This window comes from Mucilaginibacter sp. UYCu711 (assembly GCF_050433825.1).
Taxonomy (GTDB): domain Bacteria; phylum Bacteroidota; class Bacteroidia; order Sphingobacteriales; family Sphingobacteriaceae; genus Mucilaginibacter.
This window is the reverse complement of record NZ_JBNPWM010000010.1, coordinates 93846-108288: the sequence shown is the minus strand read 5'-3', so window position 1 is coordinate 108288 and position 14443 is coordinate 93846. Positions and strand designations below refer to the sequence as shown.

Below are 14443 nucleotides of genomic sequence, written 5' to 3'. Positions count from 1 at the left end.
AGTAATAATAACTTTTTTTAAGCACGTTGTTTAATGTTCATCTATGGATTTAATCGGGATTTAGGCGGTTAACCATTTTTTAGTTTCGCGGTTATTTCGTTTTTTAAAGGCTGTAAATGTTTTTTGATTATCGCCCATACCATTTCATCATTAATGCTATCATATGAGTGTACCAATATATTTCTGAATCCTATTATGCTTGAATGATAACTGATGAGTTCGTTACCGTCTATTTCTTTGATTTTTTTAATTGCTTCGCCAATTATGGCAAGTTGTCTTTCTACCGCACTTTTGGTTTTTCGGTCAACCTGGTATTGTGAGAATAGATCTATATCGCCAAGAAATTCATCAATTAATGAAATGGCGAAAAGAATATCATCGTAATACTTCTTCTTTCGATCCATCGTAAATTAGTCGCTTGGTATTATTTATGCTTTCTATAAGATATGGGTTTCTTAATGAGGAAGATGTTAATAGGTCTACTTTTCTATCGCTGTAAAGCTCTAATTTATCCCAAAAGGAAAGTAATAATTCACCCCGGATTAGCGGATCTGGTTCGTCTATCTCAACCAAAACATCCAAATCGCTTTTATCTGTAAAATTTCCGTTTACAGCCGATCCAAAAAGGTATAATTCTTTAACCTTATGTGCTTTACATATGGAAATAAAGTTTTTTGAATATAGATCGGCCTGACCTGTCATAATATAAAGTTAGTCAAAATAAATAAATTAACGTATAGACGCAATGTTTGCGTCTATACAACTTCCTTCAATTCAACACCGCAAAATACCAAGCCCAGGCAATAAAAAATAATTGTAACGGTATGCGGAACCATAGATAGGGCAACCCTTTTCCACTATAATCTGCCTTTTCTAAATTGATCTTGTTTTGCGCAGCGTAAATATTTGACGGGATAAGCAATACAAAAAATATGATCAGCGCTATAGCAACAGTATAATGAATGGAGATAAATAATAAACCTATACCGGCTGCTATCTCCAGTATCGCCGTAAAATAAACCATAAAACCTTTAAATGGTACATAAGGTGGTATAGTCATTACCATGCCGTTGTAAAAAGCAAAATGCGCCACAGATGTAAATGCCAGCATAAAAGCCATGGCTATGCGCCCGCTTAAAATAAAATTAGCATCATGCTGCATAGCATAAAATACCAGGCAGCTAAGTGCAAAAGTGGCTATTAATACTATCAAAGGTTTCATAATATAAAGATAGCAGGATTGACGTAGAGACGCAATGCTTTGCGTCTCCTTTTGTACATTTGCTGTAGTTCAAATAAATAATATGGGTTACCCAAGTTTACAAGCCTGCATCACCGACCTTGAAAAACACGGTCATTTAATACGTATAAAAGAAGAGGTTGACCCCTATCTGCAAATGGCGCAGATCCACCTGCGGGTATTTGAAAAAGGCGGACCGGCAATTTTATTCGAAAACGTAAAGGGCAGTAAATTTCCGGCGGTATCAAACCTGTTTGGCACGCTGGAGCGGTCCAAATTTATTTTCCGCGATTCGCTGGATAAGGTTAAAACCCTGGTTGATGTAAAAACCGACCCGTTGCAGGCCATCAAACATCCGTTTAAATATGCCAATGTCGCGCTTACGGCGCTATCGGCTTTGCCCATGAAAAGCGGCAATATCTCCAACTTCAGTAAATGTAATATCAGCGACCTGCCGCAAATTGTAAACTGGCCCAAAGATGGCGGCCCGTTTGTAACCATGCCGCAGGTGTATACCGAGGATAGCGACAAACCCGGTGTAATGAACGCCAACCTGGGTATGTACCGTATCCAAATGGCCGGTAATGATTATATCTTAAATAAAGAAATTGGTTTGCACTACCAATTGCACCGTGGCATTGGCGTACATCAAACCAAAGCCAATGCAAAGGGCCAACCTTTAAAGGTGAGCATATTTGTAGGCGGGCCACCATCGCACCCCGTAGCGGCGGTAATGCCGCTGCCCGAGGGACTGTCAGAAATGACCTTTGCCGGCGCGCTGGGTAACCGCCGTTTCCGTTATTTTTATGATGACGAGGGCTTTTGTATTTCAACCGATGCCGATTTTGTGATAACAGGCACAGTAGAGCCGCATGAAAATAAATCAGAGGGCCCCTTTGGCGATCATTTGGGTTATTATAGCCTGGCGCATCCGTTCCCATTATTAAAAGTGCATCATGTTTATCATCGTAAAGATGCTATCTGGTCGTTTACCGTAGTGGGCCGGCCACCGCAGGAAGATACCAGTTTTGGCGCTTTGATCCATGAGCTAACCGGATCGGCCCTCCCACGGGAAATTCCGGGCCTGCACGCCGTTAACGCGGTTGATGCTGCCGGTGTGCACCCGTTGCTTTTTGCTATCGGCAGCGAGCGTTATACGCCTTATATAAAAGAACGCAAACCGCAGGAGATACTAACTATTGCCAACCATATATTAGGTAAGAATCAACTTAGCCTGGCCAAGTATCTTTTTATAGCTGCGCAGGAAGATGATCCGAACCTGAACGTAAACGATATAGCTCCCTTCCTGACCCATATTTTACAACGCATAGATCTAACCCGCGATCTCCATTTCCATACCCGCACCACCATTGATACGTTGGATTATAGCGGCAGCGGGCTTAACTCGGGCAGTAAGGTAGCAGTTACAGCTGCCGGTGATATTAAGCGTGAGTTGTGGGCCGATGTACCCGCAGGCTTTACCCTACCTAAGCCATTTATGAAATATCAAATGGTGATGCCGGGTGTGCTGGCGCTTGAAGTGCCAGCCAATATCCGCACCAGTGATATGCCGCTAATGCTGGAGATACTGCAAGAGCATTTTGGTGAGGTCGACTTAACAGGCATCCCCTTAATTGTTTTATGTGATGATGCTGCTTTCACCGCCGAAAATATCAACAACTTTGTTTGGGTAACCTTTACCCGCAGCAACCCATCGCACGATATTTATGGTATCAACGAGTTTACCGAACATAAACACTGGGGCTGTTACGGTCCTATGATTATTGACGCGCGGATTAAGCCGCACCATGCACCGGTATTGGTGAAAGATGCTGAGGTGGAGAAGATAGTGGATAGAATGGGTGAAGTCGGTGGGGAGTTGTATGGGGTTATTTAATTCTCGCTCATTTCTGTTTTATCGGCTCCAACCTCGCATAAGTTAGATCTATAAAATTGGTGAGTATTGGATAGCGTTGCTCAAATAAGCCCTGTGCATAAACCTTTTTAGTATTGTTATTATTGGTGATGGTAAATGTGCAGTCACCGGTGTCCATAACTAAATCTCTTTTCTCATGATTTTTTTCGAGCTTGACTTTGCTGGCTGTTGCTAGCAACTTAAGCATTCCATCGTATTGATGGTCTGTCTTTAAATCAATAGTAACAGTAGTAGTATCAAATTTAGAATACTGATCATAATATGCATTCAGCTTAATTACTGAATATTCTGATCGGTTTTTTTTAAGGTTTACAAATCCCGTATCCTTTTGTAGTCCTTCCTTATCCATACTTGCCCAAGTTATAGAAGATATAATAACATTCTTTGATTTTTTTGAAACCTCCAAAAAACGAGTTCGCCCCCAAGTGTCATCAAAGCTGATATGTACAATCACATCGTTTTTGTTGGTGGCATTTTGAGAAAACAGCGCCAATGGGGTCAACAATAGGATAATGGAAAGTAATTTGTCTTTCATGCTTGATTCGCGGTTAAATATAGCCTAATCTCATCAATACTTCTCGGGAAACCAATTGAAATCTTTGTCATGGACAGTTTGATCGCTTAAAAACTACTAATCAGGCAATTAAATCGCTATAGTGCCAAAAGTGGGAAAAAAGTACTATTAAATAATGTTGAAAACTTTTAGTGGGAAAAAGTGTTTAAAAGTGGTAAAAGCTATTTACTTTTACGTTACAATAATTGCCGAAGTGTAACTATGTCTAATTTTTTAGGAGAGTTTGATTGTAAACTGGATGCCAAAGGACGCATGATGATCCCTGTTGGCCTCAAAAAACAGCTTCCCGAAGCTGTTAATGAGGGCCTTGTGATCAATCGCGGCTTCGAAAAGCATTTGGTAATCTACACCCGAAAAGAATGGAATAAGATAGTTGAGGACCTGAGCAAGCTTAATCAATACGAAAAAAAGACGCGCGAATTTATCAGGTATTTCACCCGTGGCGCGTCAGAATTGAGTTTGGATAGTGCCGGCAGGGTGCTTTTGCCGAAGTCGTTATTGGAATATGCGGGCATTAATGCCGATGTGGTGCTATCATGTCAGTTCAATAAAATAGAGGTTTGGGCCGAAGAAGCGTATAATGCGCAGCTGGATAACGAGCCTGAAAATTTTGCAAACCTTGCCGAAGAGGTAATGGGTAGCGCAGGAAGGGGGAATGATGAGTAATTACCATAACCCTGTAATGCTGCAGGAATGTATTGATGGCCTGGATATTAAGAAAGATGGCACTTATGTAGATGTGACCTTTGGCGGAGGTGGCCATTCTAAAGAGATCTTAAAGCATTTAGGCCCTGATGGCAAGCTGCTGGCTTTTGACCAGGATGCAGATGCGCAGCAAAATTTAATTGACGATGAACGCTTTGTGTTTATCGATCAAAATTTCCGTTACCTGAAAAACTTTTGCCGCCTGCATGGCGCTATCCCGGTTAATGGGATACTGGCTGATCTTGGTGTATCATCCTACCAGTTTGATCAGGCCGAGCGTGGCTTCTCTATTCGCTTTGACGCGGAGTTGGATATGCGCATGAACCAGTCGGCAGAGCTGAGCGCCAAAGAAGTAGTAAATAACTATACGGAAGCCGAGCTGCACCGCATTTTCGGTATTTATGGTGAGATACAAAACGCTAAATCGCTGGCAAATACAATTGTAACCGCCCGGTTAAACGCACCGATTATAACCGTTGCCGATCTGAAAAATGTGATCTCGGCACGCATCCCCAAAGGGAAAGAAAATAAATACCTGGCGCAGGTTTTCCAGGCGCTGCGTATTGAAGTTAACCAGGAGTTGGAAGCTTTAAAGGATTTTTTGATCCAGACGGACGAGGTATTGGAAACAGGCGGCAGGCTGGTGGTAATGTCTTACCACTCGTTGGAGGACAGGCTGGTAAAGAATTTCATCGCCAAAGGCAAATTTAGCGGCGAGGTAGAGAAGGATTTTTTTGGTAACGACCAAAAGCCGTTTGATGCGGTAAGCCGCGGCGCGATAACCGCATCAGAAGAAGAAATATTTAGCAATAACAGGGCACGCAGTGCAAAATTAAGGATAGCAATTAAAAAGTAAGATGAATCGTTTACGCACAGAGATTCCGGAGGAGATAGAAGAGAGCGAATTGATCGTGGAGGAAAAAGCCGTAAAGGAGATTCCTGAGAACTTTTTGACCAAATTTTTAACCAAGGGCTTTATTAGTACTGATGAGGCCACGCGCGCTTTACCGTTTGTATTGTTTTTGGGTTTGCTGGGCATGATATACATAGGCAACCGCCACCTGGCCGAAAAAAATATCCGAGATATAGATAAGTTAACTAAGGAAGTACACGAGTTGACCTGGGAATATAAGGTAACCAAAGCCGACCTGGCCTATAAAAGCACACTATCAGAGGTGGCTAAACGGGTAGATACTTTGGGGATAAAAGAATCATTACAACCGGCGCAAAAAATTACCATCAGGGAGGATGCTGCACAATGAGTATCAGAACCAACATATTGCTTCGTGTTTACCTGGCCTTTGGCCTGATAGTGCTGTTCTCAGTAGCGGTAATTGTACAGATGTACCGCCTGCAGTTTGTACAGGGTGAAAAATGGAAGGCAATGGCGTCTAAAATGTCAACCCGGTACGAAAACGTAGAGGCTTCGCGCGGTAATATCCTTTCCGTTGATGGGAGCTTACTGGCAACGTCGGTGCCTGAGTATGAACTGCACATGGATATGTTTGCCGGCGGTATTGAAGATGATAAATCTTTTTATGGTAAGGTAGATTCGCTGGCGATGAAGCTGGCCGAGTTATATCCTGATAAATCAGAAACCCAATACTCGCGCATGTTGCGCGATGCCCGTAAGGATAGCTCGCGCTACCAGTTGATCCGCCGCAGGGTGACTTTTACCGAGTTGAAAAAGATCCGTAAGTTTCCGATCTTCAGGATGGGTAAATACAAAGGCGGATTAATTGTGATCCAGCAAAATAAACGGATCCTGCCGTTTCAATCGTTAGCAGCGCGTACCATAGGTTATGTAAATGAGAATGTTAAAAACCCGGTTGGTTTAGAAGGTGCTTATGCCAGCTATATCAACGGAGAAAATGGCAAACGCTTAATGCAGCGTATTGCCGGCGGCGTTTATGTACCGGTAAATGATGACGAAGATGAAGTAACCGCTAAAGATGGCGCTGATATCATATCAACCATAAACGTAAACTTCCAGGACGTTGCGCAAAAAGCTTTAAAGAAACAATTAGATAGCATACAGGCAGATTTTGGCACCGTAGTACTGATGGAAGTAGCTACCGGCGAGATTCGCGCCATAGCCAACTTTACCCGTACCAAAGAAGGTGATTATAAAGAGAAATTTAACTACGCCATTGGTGCCGAGGCGGAGCCCGGTTCGACATTTAAACTGGCATCGTACATGGCGATGCTGGATGATAAGAAAATAGATACCAGTACCCGGGTTGATATCCAACATGGCAGGTATGAAATAATGAACCCGCGTAACGGCAAGGTTGCCTTAAAGATAAAAGATGCCGAAGATGCCGGTGGTGTGATCAGCGCGCGCCGGGCATTTGAAGAATCATCAAACGTAGGTGCAGTAAAGCTGGTTACCGCGAGTTATAGAAACGATCCAAAAGCTTTCACTGATAAATTATACAGTTATCATTTAAACGAAAAAAACCAACTGCAAATACCGGGCGAAGGCCAGCCGCTGATTAAGACCCCAAATTCAAAAAGCTGGAATAAGCTGCAAAGTTTGGCGCAGATAGCCTACGGTTATGAGTCTAAATTATCGCCATTGCAGATGCTCACCTTCTATAACTCGGTAGCCAACAACGGTAAAATGATAGCGCCGATTTTTGTGCGCGAAATCCGCAGCATGGGTAATACTATCGAGCGTTTCCAGGCAAGGGTTATCAATCCTAAAGTATGTTCGGACGAAGCGTTGGCTAAAGTTAAAGGCTTGTTAGAAGGCGTGGTGTTAGAGGGTACCGGCAAATTAGTCATCAAAAATAAACTATATAGCGTTGCCGGTAAAACCGGTACCGCTCAAATAGCAAACGGTGCGTTGGGTTATGGTGCGAAGGATTCGCACCAGGCATCGTTCTGCGGTTATTTCCCGGCAGATCATCCTAAATATTCCATGATCGTGGTTATCAGTAACCCGCAGGTAGGTTCGCATTTGGCGGCTTGGGTTGCAGGGCCGGTATTCAGGAAAATAGCGGATAGAGTTTATGCCAGCGATATCGAAATAAAACACAATGCGCCGGTGCATTTTGTGGGCAATACCACCATGCCAAAAGTAAAGCAAGGCAATTTAGCCGCTTTAAAACAGGTGTTTGGCAAATTGGGTGTTAAGCCGTTGTATGCATCAACAGCCGCCGCCGGTTTAGATACCAGCGCGGGATTGCCGTTTGAAGAAAGTAAATATAAAACCGGCACCGTGCCAACAGTAACAGGTATGGGCTTAAGCGATGCGCTATATGTATTGGGTAATGCCGGTTATAAAGTAAGTGTTAAAGGTAGCGGGGTTGTTGTTGCACAATCTGTAACAGGCGGAAGTGTTATACCTAAAAAATCAAGAATAACCATAGCGTTGCAATGAGAAACCTGAGCGACATATTAACCGGACTACCATTCACCGAGTTGCAAGGCGCGGCGGATGTGGAGATCAGCGCTGTGGTGTTTGATTCGCGCAAAGTTGTGCCCGGTTGTTTATTTGTTGCGGTAAAAGGTACGCAGGTCGACGGCCATACTTATATTGAAAAAGCTATAAAGGACGGTGCTGTAGCAATAATTTGCGAAGAGCTGCCTGGCCATACCGTTGGTGAAGTTAATTTTATTATGGTGAAAGATTCGGCGGTTGCCTTAGGGATTACGGCTGCTAATTTTTACGATAACCCATCTAATAAATTAAAGCTGGTGGGCGTAACCGGTACCAACGGCAAAACTACTATTGCTACTTTATTATACCAGTTGTTCCGCGACCTGGGTTATAAATGCGGGTTGTTATCAACTGTCGAGAACCAGATCAACGGAAAGGTTATCCCATCAACCCATACCACGCCCGACCAGTTGGAGCTTAACCGTTTGTTAGACGATATGGTAACGCAGGGCTGCGATTATTGCTTTATGGAAGTAAGCTCGCATGCGGTAGCACAACACCGTATTGAAGGTTTGGTATTTGCCGGCGGCATATTCTCGAACCTGACTCACGATCATTTAGATTATCATAAAACATTTGATAACTACCTGAAAGCTAAAAAGGCATTCTTTGATGGGTTGTCTAAAAACGCTTTTGCCCTAACTAATAACGACGATAAGAACGGCAGCGTAATGCTGCAAAATACCAAAGCGCATAAAAAAACCTATGCCCTAAAAAGCATGGCCGACTATAAAGGTAAGATCCTTGAAAATCAATTCGGCGGTTTATTGTTGCTGATAGATAACGACGAGGTTTGGTTTAAAATGGTGGGCAGTTTTAATGCCTACAACCTTTTAGCCGTTTATGCTGCCGCGATGCTGTTAGACCAGGACCGCGCCAAAGTTTTAACCAGTTTGAGCAAGTTACACGGCGCCGAAGGCAGGTTCGATTATGTGATATCGCCAAACAAAATAATTGGCATTGTTGATTACGCGCATACGCCAGATGCGGTGCAGAATGTGTTAAGTACAATTCATAATATCCGCAAGGGAACAGAAAAAGTAATAACGGTTATAGGCTGTGGTGGCGACAGGGATAAAACCAAACGCCCGGTGATGGCAAAAGTAGCTTGCGAGTGGAGCGATAAAGTTATACTGACATCAGATAACCCACGCTCTGAGGACCCTGCGCAGATCATAAAGGATATGGAGGCCGGAGTTACACCAACCGCGCAACGCAATACCGTTAGTATTACCGATAGGCACGAGGCAATTAAAACCGCCTGCATGTTGGCCCAACCGGGAGATATCATTTTGCTTGCCGGCAAGGGCCATGAAAAATACCAGGAAATAAAAGGTGTGAAAAATCACTTCGATGATAAGGAAGAGTTACTGAACCAATTTAAACTGATGGCGTAAATGTTATACTATCTATTTACCTATTTAAACAAGAACTATAGCATACCGGGAAGCGGGGTGTTTCAATACATCACGTTTAGGATGGCTATGGCAGTAATTACGTCATTAATTGTGACCACCGTTTACGGTCGCCGGTTAATTGATTATCTGCGTTACAAACAGGTTGGCGAAACAGTAAGGAACCTTGGTTTAGAGGGCCAGATGCAAAAAGCCGGTACACCTACCATGGGTGGTTTAATTATTATCCTGGGTATTTTGGTGCCAACATTGTTATTTGCCAAGTTGGGTAACGTTTACATCATTATGATGCTGATAACAACCGTATGGCTGGGCGCCATTGGTTTCCTTGATGATTATATTAAGATCTTTAAGAAGAATAAAGAAGGCTTAGCCGGCAGGTTTAAAATAGTGGGCCAGGTAGGTTTAGCATTGATTATTGGTTTTATTATGTACAACAATAGTAATGTATTGATCCAGCAGGAAGTAAAACTACCGGTACAATATGATACCAAGATAGATTTCCACATGAAAGGTAATAAGCCTGTTTTAACGCAGGATGTAAAATCTACCAAAACCACTATACCTTTTTACAAGAACAATGAGTTTGATTATGCCAAAGTGCTTAAGTTTTTAGGTCCGGGGTATGAGAAATACACACTTCTTGTGTTCCTGTTTTTTGTTATTGTCATCATCACTGCTATATCCAACGGCGCTAATATAACCGATGGTATTGATGGCCTGGCAACAGGTACATCGGCAATTATAGGGATTACGCTGATGATCCTGGCTTATGTATCCAGTAACTATATTATTTCTGATTACCTGAATATTATGTATATCCCTAAGTCGGAGGAGCTGGTAATTTTTGCCGGCGCATTTGTGGGGGCCTGCGTTGGTTTTTTATGGTACAACGCTTACCCGGCCCAGGTATTTATGGGCGATACCGGTAGTTTAACTATCGGAGGTATTATAGCCGTATTTGCTATTCTGATTCGTAAAGAATTATTGCTGCCATTGTTATGCGGCATATTCCTGGTAGAGAATGTATCGGTAATGCTGCAGGTAGGCTGGTTTAAATATACAAGGAAGAGATTTGGCGAAGGCAGGCGGATATTTTTAATGTCGCCATTGCATCACCATTACCAAAAAAAGGGTTTTCATGAAGCTAAGATCGTAACCCGTTTTTGGATCCTGGGTATAATGCTGGCCATTTTAACATTTATAACATTAAAGCTTCGCTAAGTTAATTAGTGATTAGAGATTAGTAAAAAGAATGAACGAAAACATTAACATATCTGCTGCATCTCCCTCTCCTTTGGAGAGGGCGGGGGCGAGGCTTGCGATCCTTGGTGCCGGCGAAAGCGGAGTGGGTGCGGCATACCTTGCCCAACAGCAGGGGTATGATGTTTTTGTATCAGATTTTGGTGCTATCGCTCCTCATTATAAAGAACAATTGCAAGGCTGGAATATTCGTTTTGAGGAAAACCAACATACCGAAAGCGAGATCTTATCGGCTATTGAAGTGATAAAAAGCCCGGGTATCCCTGATAAGGCGCCTATCATCAAAAAAATAAAGGAAAAAGGCATGCCGGTAATCTCAGAAATTGAATTTGCCGGCAGATACACTAATGCGAAAATTATAGGTATAACCGGATCGAACGGGAAAACCACTACTACCAGTCTTACACATTTCATTCTTAAAAACGCAGGATTAAATGTTGGCCTGGCAGGTAATATAGGCAAAAGCTTTGCCTACCAGGTGGCTACCGAAAAGCACGATTGCTATGTGTTAGAGCTAAGCAGCTTTATGCTGGATGACATGTACCAGTTTAAAACAGATGTGGCCGTGTTGCTAAACATCACGCCCGATCATTTAGACAGGTATGATTACAAACTGGATAATTACGCGGCATCGAAGTTCCGTATCACGCAAAATCAAACAGCCGATGACGTGTTCATTTACTGTGCAGATGACGCGGAGACAATTAAAGGGATGCAAAGCCGCCAGTTTAAAGCGAGGCAATTGCCTTTCTCGATAGAAAAAAAAATTGCAACGGGAGCAGATCTCGAAAACGACAATATTGTCATAAACACACCTCAAGAACATTTTGAAATGTCAATTACAGAACTGGCCCTGCAAGGCAAGCACAACATCTACAACTCTATGGCATCAGGCATAGTAGCAAAAGTGCTGGAATTACGCAGTGATACGCTGCGCGAAAGCCTTGCTACGTTCAAAAATATTGAACACAGGCTGGAGTCGGTAGGCAAAATATCAGGCATTAGTTTTATAAACGATTCAAAGGCTACCAACGTTAACTCTACCTGGTACGCTTTGGAGAGCATGACCAGCGATGTAGTGCTGATACTTGGTGGTGTAGATAAAGGCAACGACTATTCGATGTTGAAAGATTTGGTTAAACAAAAGGTGAAAGCAATAGTTTGCCTGGGTAAGGACAACCAACGCATACATGAAGCTTTTGAAGATGTGGTTGACATTATAGTAAATACAGCATCGGCAACAGAAGCAGCACAAGCGGCATATCATTTAGCTACAAAAGGCGATACGGTATTATTATCACCCGCCTGTGCAAGTTTTGACTTGTTTAAAAATTACGAAGATAGAGGTAATCAATTTAAAGCGGCTGTGAAAGAGTTGTAAGCCCCCCGGCCCCCTAAAGGGGGAGCAACGGAGGGTGACTATATAAAAGAGATAAATAATAAGCTATTAATATTCCCCCTTGAGGGGGTTAGGGGGCAAATGAACCAGATACTACACAACATTAAAGGAGATCGCTGGATATGGCTTATCGTCATATTGCTGTCGTTAATATCGCTGTTGTCGGTGTATAGCGCTATTGGATCATTGGCGTATAAACGCGGGGTAGGTGTCGAGTCGATATTGATGAAGCATTTGGCGATGATAGTAGGTGGTATTGTGCTGATGTATATTTCGCATAAGCTGGATTACCGTTATTACTCGGGCATCTCAAAGCTATTAATGTATATCACCATACCATTGTTGTTATACACGCTTTTGTTTGGTAACCATGTAAACGATGCGAGTAGATGGATAGCTATCCCGGGTACAGGCTTAAGTTTCCAGACATCCGATTTGGCCAAACTGGCGCTTATCACTTTCCTGGCAAGGTCACTGTCGCGCAAGCAGGAGAATATTAAAGATGTTAAGCAATCATTTATCCCGATAATGGGCGCTGTTTGCTCGGTATTTATTTTGATAGCCCTGGCAAACCTTTCGACCGCATTAATGCTTTTTGGTGTAAGTGTGCTGTTGTTAATCATTGGCCGTATCAGCATAAAACAAATAGCCATAACCTGTTTAGCGGGAGCGATATTATTAACGGGAGTTATCTTCCTGGGTCCGCGTCGTAAAACTTACACCTCGAGGATCCATACATACCTGCATCCCGAAGCTGCTAATCCGGATAAATCCTTCCAGGCAGATCATGCTAAGATAGCTATAGCTACCGGTGGAGTATTTGGCAAAGGCCCGGGCAAAAGCAGCGAGGTAAACTATTTGCCCGAGGCATATTCTGATGAGATCTACGCCATTATAGTAGAAGAATATGGTATGGTAGGTGGTATAGTATTAATATGCATTTACCTGTTCTTACTTTATCGATGTGTAAAAATTGTCACGAAGGCGCCCAAGGCATTTGGCGCACTGTTGGCGGCAGGCTTAAGCTTTAGTTTAACTATACAGGCATTTGCAAACATGGCGGTAGCTGTTGGCTTAGGGCCGGTAACGGGTGTGCCTTTACCGTTTGTGAGTATGGGGGGTACATCCATGTTATTTACCAGTATAGCGTTTGGTATTATACTATCAGTAAGCAGGGATATAGAAGATCCGAAGAAAATTGTAGTAGGCGAAATAAAAGAAGTGGGAAACTTAGCAACAGTTTAGGCCCCCTAGCCCCCTAAAGGGGGAAAAATATATAAAAATTAAAATGGCAGGAAATAAAAGCATAGCTAATCAAAAGCGCCCCCTTCAGGGGGCGGGGGGGGCTAAGCGCATTATCATTAGCGGCGGCGGCACAGGGGGGCATATCTTCCCAGCTATTGCTATTGCCAATGCTTTGAAAAAACTTGACCCTGCCACCGAGATCTTATTTGTTGGCGCTAATGGCCGCATGGAAATGGAGAAAGTGCCGGCTGCCGGTTATAAAATTATTGGTTTAAATATCCAGGGCATCCAGCGTAAGTCGGTTTGGAAAAACCTGATGTTCCCGGTAAAGTTGTTTAACAGCGTGAACAAAGCGCTGCAAATTATAAAAGATTTTAAACCCGACGCCGCTGTTGGTGTGGGTGGTTATGCTTCTGGTCCGTTATTGTACGCGGCGTCGTTAAAAGGAATCCCGTATCTGATCCAGGAGCAAAATTCGTATGCCGGTATCACCAACAAATGGCTGGGTAAAAAAGCCAGGAAAATCTGTGTGGCGTTTGATGGCATGGAGCAGTTTTTCCCCGCAGCAAAGCTGATAAAAACAGGTAACCCTATCCGCCGTGAATCGGTTGATGTGGCCGGTAAAAAAATGCAGGCATTGGAGCTTTATAAGCTATCAACCGAAAAGAAAACGATAATGGTTACAGGCGGTAGTTTAGGCGCACGAACTTTAAATAACAGCGTATTAGCCGCGCTGGATAAAATAATAGCTGCCGATGTGCAACTGATCTGGCAAACGGGAAAGTTTTATTATAAAACCATTATTGAACAACTGGGCGAAAATTATCACCCCAACATTAAGATAATGGAGTTTGTAAACCGTATGGACCTGGCTTATGCCGCTGCCGATGTGATTATATCGCGGGCAGGTGCGGGCACTATTGCCGAGCTGTGCGTAGTGAAAAAGCCGGTTATATTGGTGCCTTCGCCAAACGTGGCCGAGGATCATCAAACCAAAAACGCGCTGGCATTGGTTAACGAGCAGGCAGCCATTTTTGTGGCCGACCGGGATGCCGAAGAGAAATTAATAAATAAAGCTTTAGAGCTTTTAAATGATAAAGCATTACAAAAAAAATTAAGCGATAACATTGGCAAAATGGCACTGCCAAATGCTGATGAAGTGATCGCGAAAGAGGTTATACAAATAACAATTAATAACAATTAAATCTTAGCTCTGTCCAG

14 protein-coding genes are annotated in these 14443 nt (G+C 43.0%); 10 read left to right on the top strand and 4 right to left on the bottom strand.

All coding sequences use genetic code 11. The features are described from left to right. Window positions 1–68 precede the first annotated feature (68 nt). The 3 genes from ABIB50_RS20295 to ABIB50_RS20285 form a co-directional block, all read right to left on the bottom strand. Complete coding sequence (locus tag ABIB50_RS20295; protein WP_429382748.1) at window positions 69–404, bottom strand: HepT-like ribonuclease domain-containing protein; 336 nt, start codon at window positions 402–404, stop codon at window positions 69–71. Then, the gene (locus ABIB50_RS20290) at window positions 376–702 is read right to left on the bottom strand and encodes a nucleotidyltransferase family protein (protein WP_429382747.1); all 327 of its coding nucleotides are present in this window, start codon (window positions 700–702) and stop codon (window positions 376–378) included. The genes ABIB50_RS20295 and ABIB50_RS20290 overlap by 29 nt, the downstream gene beginning before the upstream one ends. Window positions 703–769: 67 nt before the next feature. Then, window positions 770–1222: a DoxX family protein gene (locus ABIB50_RS20285; RefSeq protein WP_429382746.1), complete on the bottom strand. Its 453-nt coding sequence runs from the start codon at window positions 1220–1222 to the stop codon at window positions 770–772. 82 nt (window positions 1223–1304) lie between these two features. Between ABIB50_RS20285 and ABIB50_RS20280 the strand changes: the two genes are divergently transcribed. Next, window positions 1305–3137: a UbiD family decarboxylase gene (locus tag ABIB50_RS20280; protein ID WP_429382744.1), complete on the top strand. Its 1833-nt coding sequence runs from the start codon at window positions 1305–1307 to the stop codon at window positions 3135–3137. A 7-nt stretch (window positions 3138–3144) separates the two neighbouring features. Here ABIB50_RS20280 and ABIB50_RS20275 read toward each other — a convergent pair whose 3' ends face one another. Next, window positions 3145–3711, bottom strand: coding sequence for a hypothetical protein (locus ABIB50_RS20275; RefSeq protein WP_429382743.1), 567 nt, complete (start codon window positions 3709–3711; stop codon window positions 3145–3147). A 240-nt stretch (window positions 3712–3951) separates the two neighbouring features. Here ABIB50_RS20275 and mraZ point away from each other — a divergent pair, with 240 nt between their 5' ends. The 9 genes from mraZ to murG all read left to right on the top strand — a co-directional run bounded on the left by mraZ (window position 3952) and on the right by murG (window position 14426). Further along, entirely contained in the window at window positions 3952–4416 is a 465-nt protein-coding gene (gene mraZ / locus ABIB50_RS20270) for a division/cell wall cluster transcriptional repressor MraZ (protein WP_429382742.1), read from the top strand. Beyond that, on the top strand, window positions 4406–5311 hold the full coding sequence (gene rsmH / locus ABIB50_RS20265; RefSeq protein WP_429382740.1) for a 16S rRNA (cytosine(1402)-N(4))-methyltransferase RsmH: 906 nt from the start codon (window positions 4406–4408) through the stop codon (window positions 5309–5311). The genes mraZ and rsmH overlap by 11 nt, the downstream gene beginning before the upstream one ends. Window position 5312: 1 nt before the next feature. Next, window positions 5313–5717: an FtsL-like putative cell division protein gene (locus ABIB50_RS20260; protein WP_429382739.1), complete on the top strand. Its 405-nt coding sequence runs from the start codon at window positions 5313–5315 to the stop codon at window positions 5715–5717. Continuing rightward, a complete protein-coding gene (locus ABIB50_RS20255; protein ID WP_429382738.1) occupies window positions 5714–7840 on the top strand; it encodes a penicillin-binding transpeptidase domain-containing protein in 2127 nt (708 codons plus the stop codon). The genes ABIB50_RS20260 and ABIB50_RS20255 overlap by 4 nt, the downstream gene beginning before the upstream one ends. Then, window positions 7837–9297 (top strand): UDP-N-acetylmuramoyl-L-alanyl-D-glutamate--2,6-diaminopimelate ligase, encoded by a 1461-nt coding sequence (locus ABIB50_RS20250; protein WP_429382736.1) that lies wholly within the window; start codon window positions 7837–7839, stop codon window positions 9295–9297. The genes ABIB50_RS20255 and ABIB50_RS20250 overlap by 4 nt, the downstream gene beginning before the upstream one ends. Beyond that, window positions 9298–10539, top strand: a complete 1242-nt coding sequence (gene mraY, locus ABIB50_RS20245; RefSeq protein WP_429382734.1) for a phospho-N-acetylmuramoyl-pentapeptide-transferase — start codon at window positions 9298–9300, stop codon at window positions 10537–10539. Window positions 10540–10570: 31 nt separating this feature from the next. Next, entirely contained in the window at window positions 10571–11959 is a 1389-nt protein-coding gene (gene murD, locus ABIB50_RS20240; protein WP_429382732.1) for a UDP-N-acetylmuramoyl-L-alanine--D-glutamate ligase, read from the top strand. Between the two features lie 99 nt (window positions 11960–12058). Next, window positions 12059–13222 carry an FtsW/RodA/SpoVE family cell cycle protein gene (locus tag ABIB50_RS20235; RefSeq protein WP_429382730.1) on the top strand — a complete coding sequence of 388 codons (1164 nt, stop codon included), beginning with the start codon at window positions 12059–12061 and terminating at the stop codon, window positions 13220–13222. Between the two features lie 43 nt (window positions 13223–13265). Continuing rightward, window positions 13266–14426, top strand: coding sequence for an undecaprenyldiphospho-muramoylpentapeptide beta-N-acetylglucosaminyltransferase (gene murG, locus ABIB50_RS20230; protein ID WP_429382728.1), 1161 nt, complete (start codon window positions 13266–13268; stop codon window positions 14424–14426). The last annotated feature ends 17 nt before the right edge of the window (window positions 14427–14443 follow it).

Coding starts and splice junctions, on each gene's coding strand:
- ABIB50_RS20295 (WP_429382748.1), bottom strand. CDS start 404: ATGGATCGAAAGAAGAAGTATTACGATGATATTCTTTTCGCCATTTCA.
- ABIB50_RS20290 (WP_429382747.1), bottom strand. CDS start 702: ATGACAGGTCAGGCCGATCTATATTCAAAAAACTTTATTTCCATATGT.
- ABIB50_RS20285 (WP_429382746.1), bottom strand. CDS start 1,222: ATGAAACCTTTGATAGTATTAATAGCCACTTTTGCACTTAGCTGCCTG.
- ABIB50_RS20280 (WP_429382744.1), top strand. CDS start 1,305: ATGGGTTACCCAAGTTTACAAGCCTGCATCACCGACCTTGAAAAACAC.
- ABIB50_RS20275 (WP_429382743.1), bottom strand. CDS start 3,711: ATGAAAGACAAATTACTTTCCATTATCCTATTGTTGACCCCATTGGCG.
- mraZ (WP_429382742.1), top strand. CDS start 3,952: ATGTCTAATTTTTTAGGAGAGTTTGATTGTAAACTGGATGCCAAAGGA.
- rsmH (WP_429382740.1), top strand. CDS start 4,406: ATGATGAGTAATTACCATAACCCTGTAATGCTGCAGGAATGTATTGAT.
- ABIB50_RS20260 (WP_429382739.1), top strand. CDS start 5,313: ATGAATCGTTTACGCACAGAGATTCCGGAGGAGATAGAAGAGAGCGAA.
- ABIB50_RS20255 (WP_429382738.1), top strand. CDS start 5,714: ATGAGTATCAGAACCAACATATTGCTTCGTGTTTACCTGGCCTTTGGC.
- ABIB50_RS20250 (WP_429382736.1), top strand. CDS start 7,837: ATGAGAAACCTGAGCGACATATTAACCGGACTACCATTCACCGAGTTG.
- mraY (WP_429382734.1), top strand. CDS start 9,298: ATGTTATACTATCTATTTACCTATTTAAACAAGAACTATAGCATACCG.
- murD (WP_429382732.1), top strand. CDS start 10,571: ATGAACGAAAACATTAACATATCTGCTGCATCTCCCTCTCCTTTGGAG.
- ABIB50_RS20235 (WP_429382730.1), top strand. CDS start 12,059: ATGAACCAGATACTACACAACATTAAAGGAGATCGCTGGATATGGCTT.
- murG (WP_429382728.1), top strand. CDS start 13,266: ATGGCAGGAAATAAAAGCATAGCTAATCAAAAGCGCCCCCTTCAGGGG.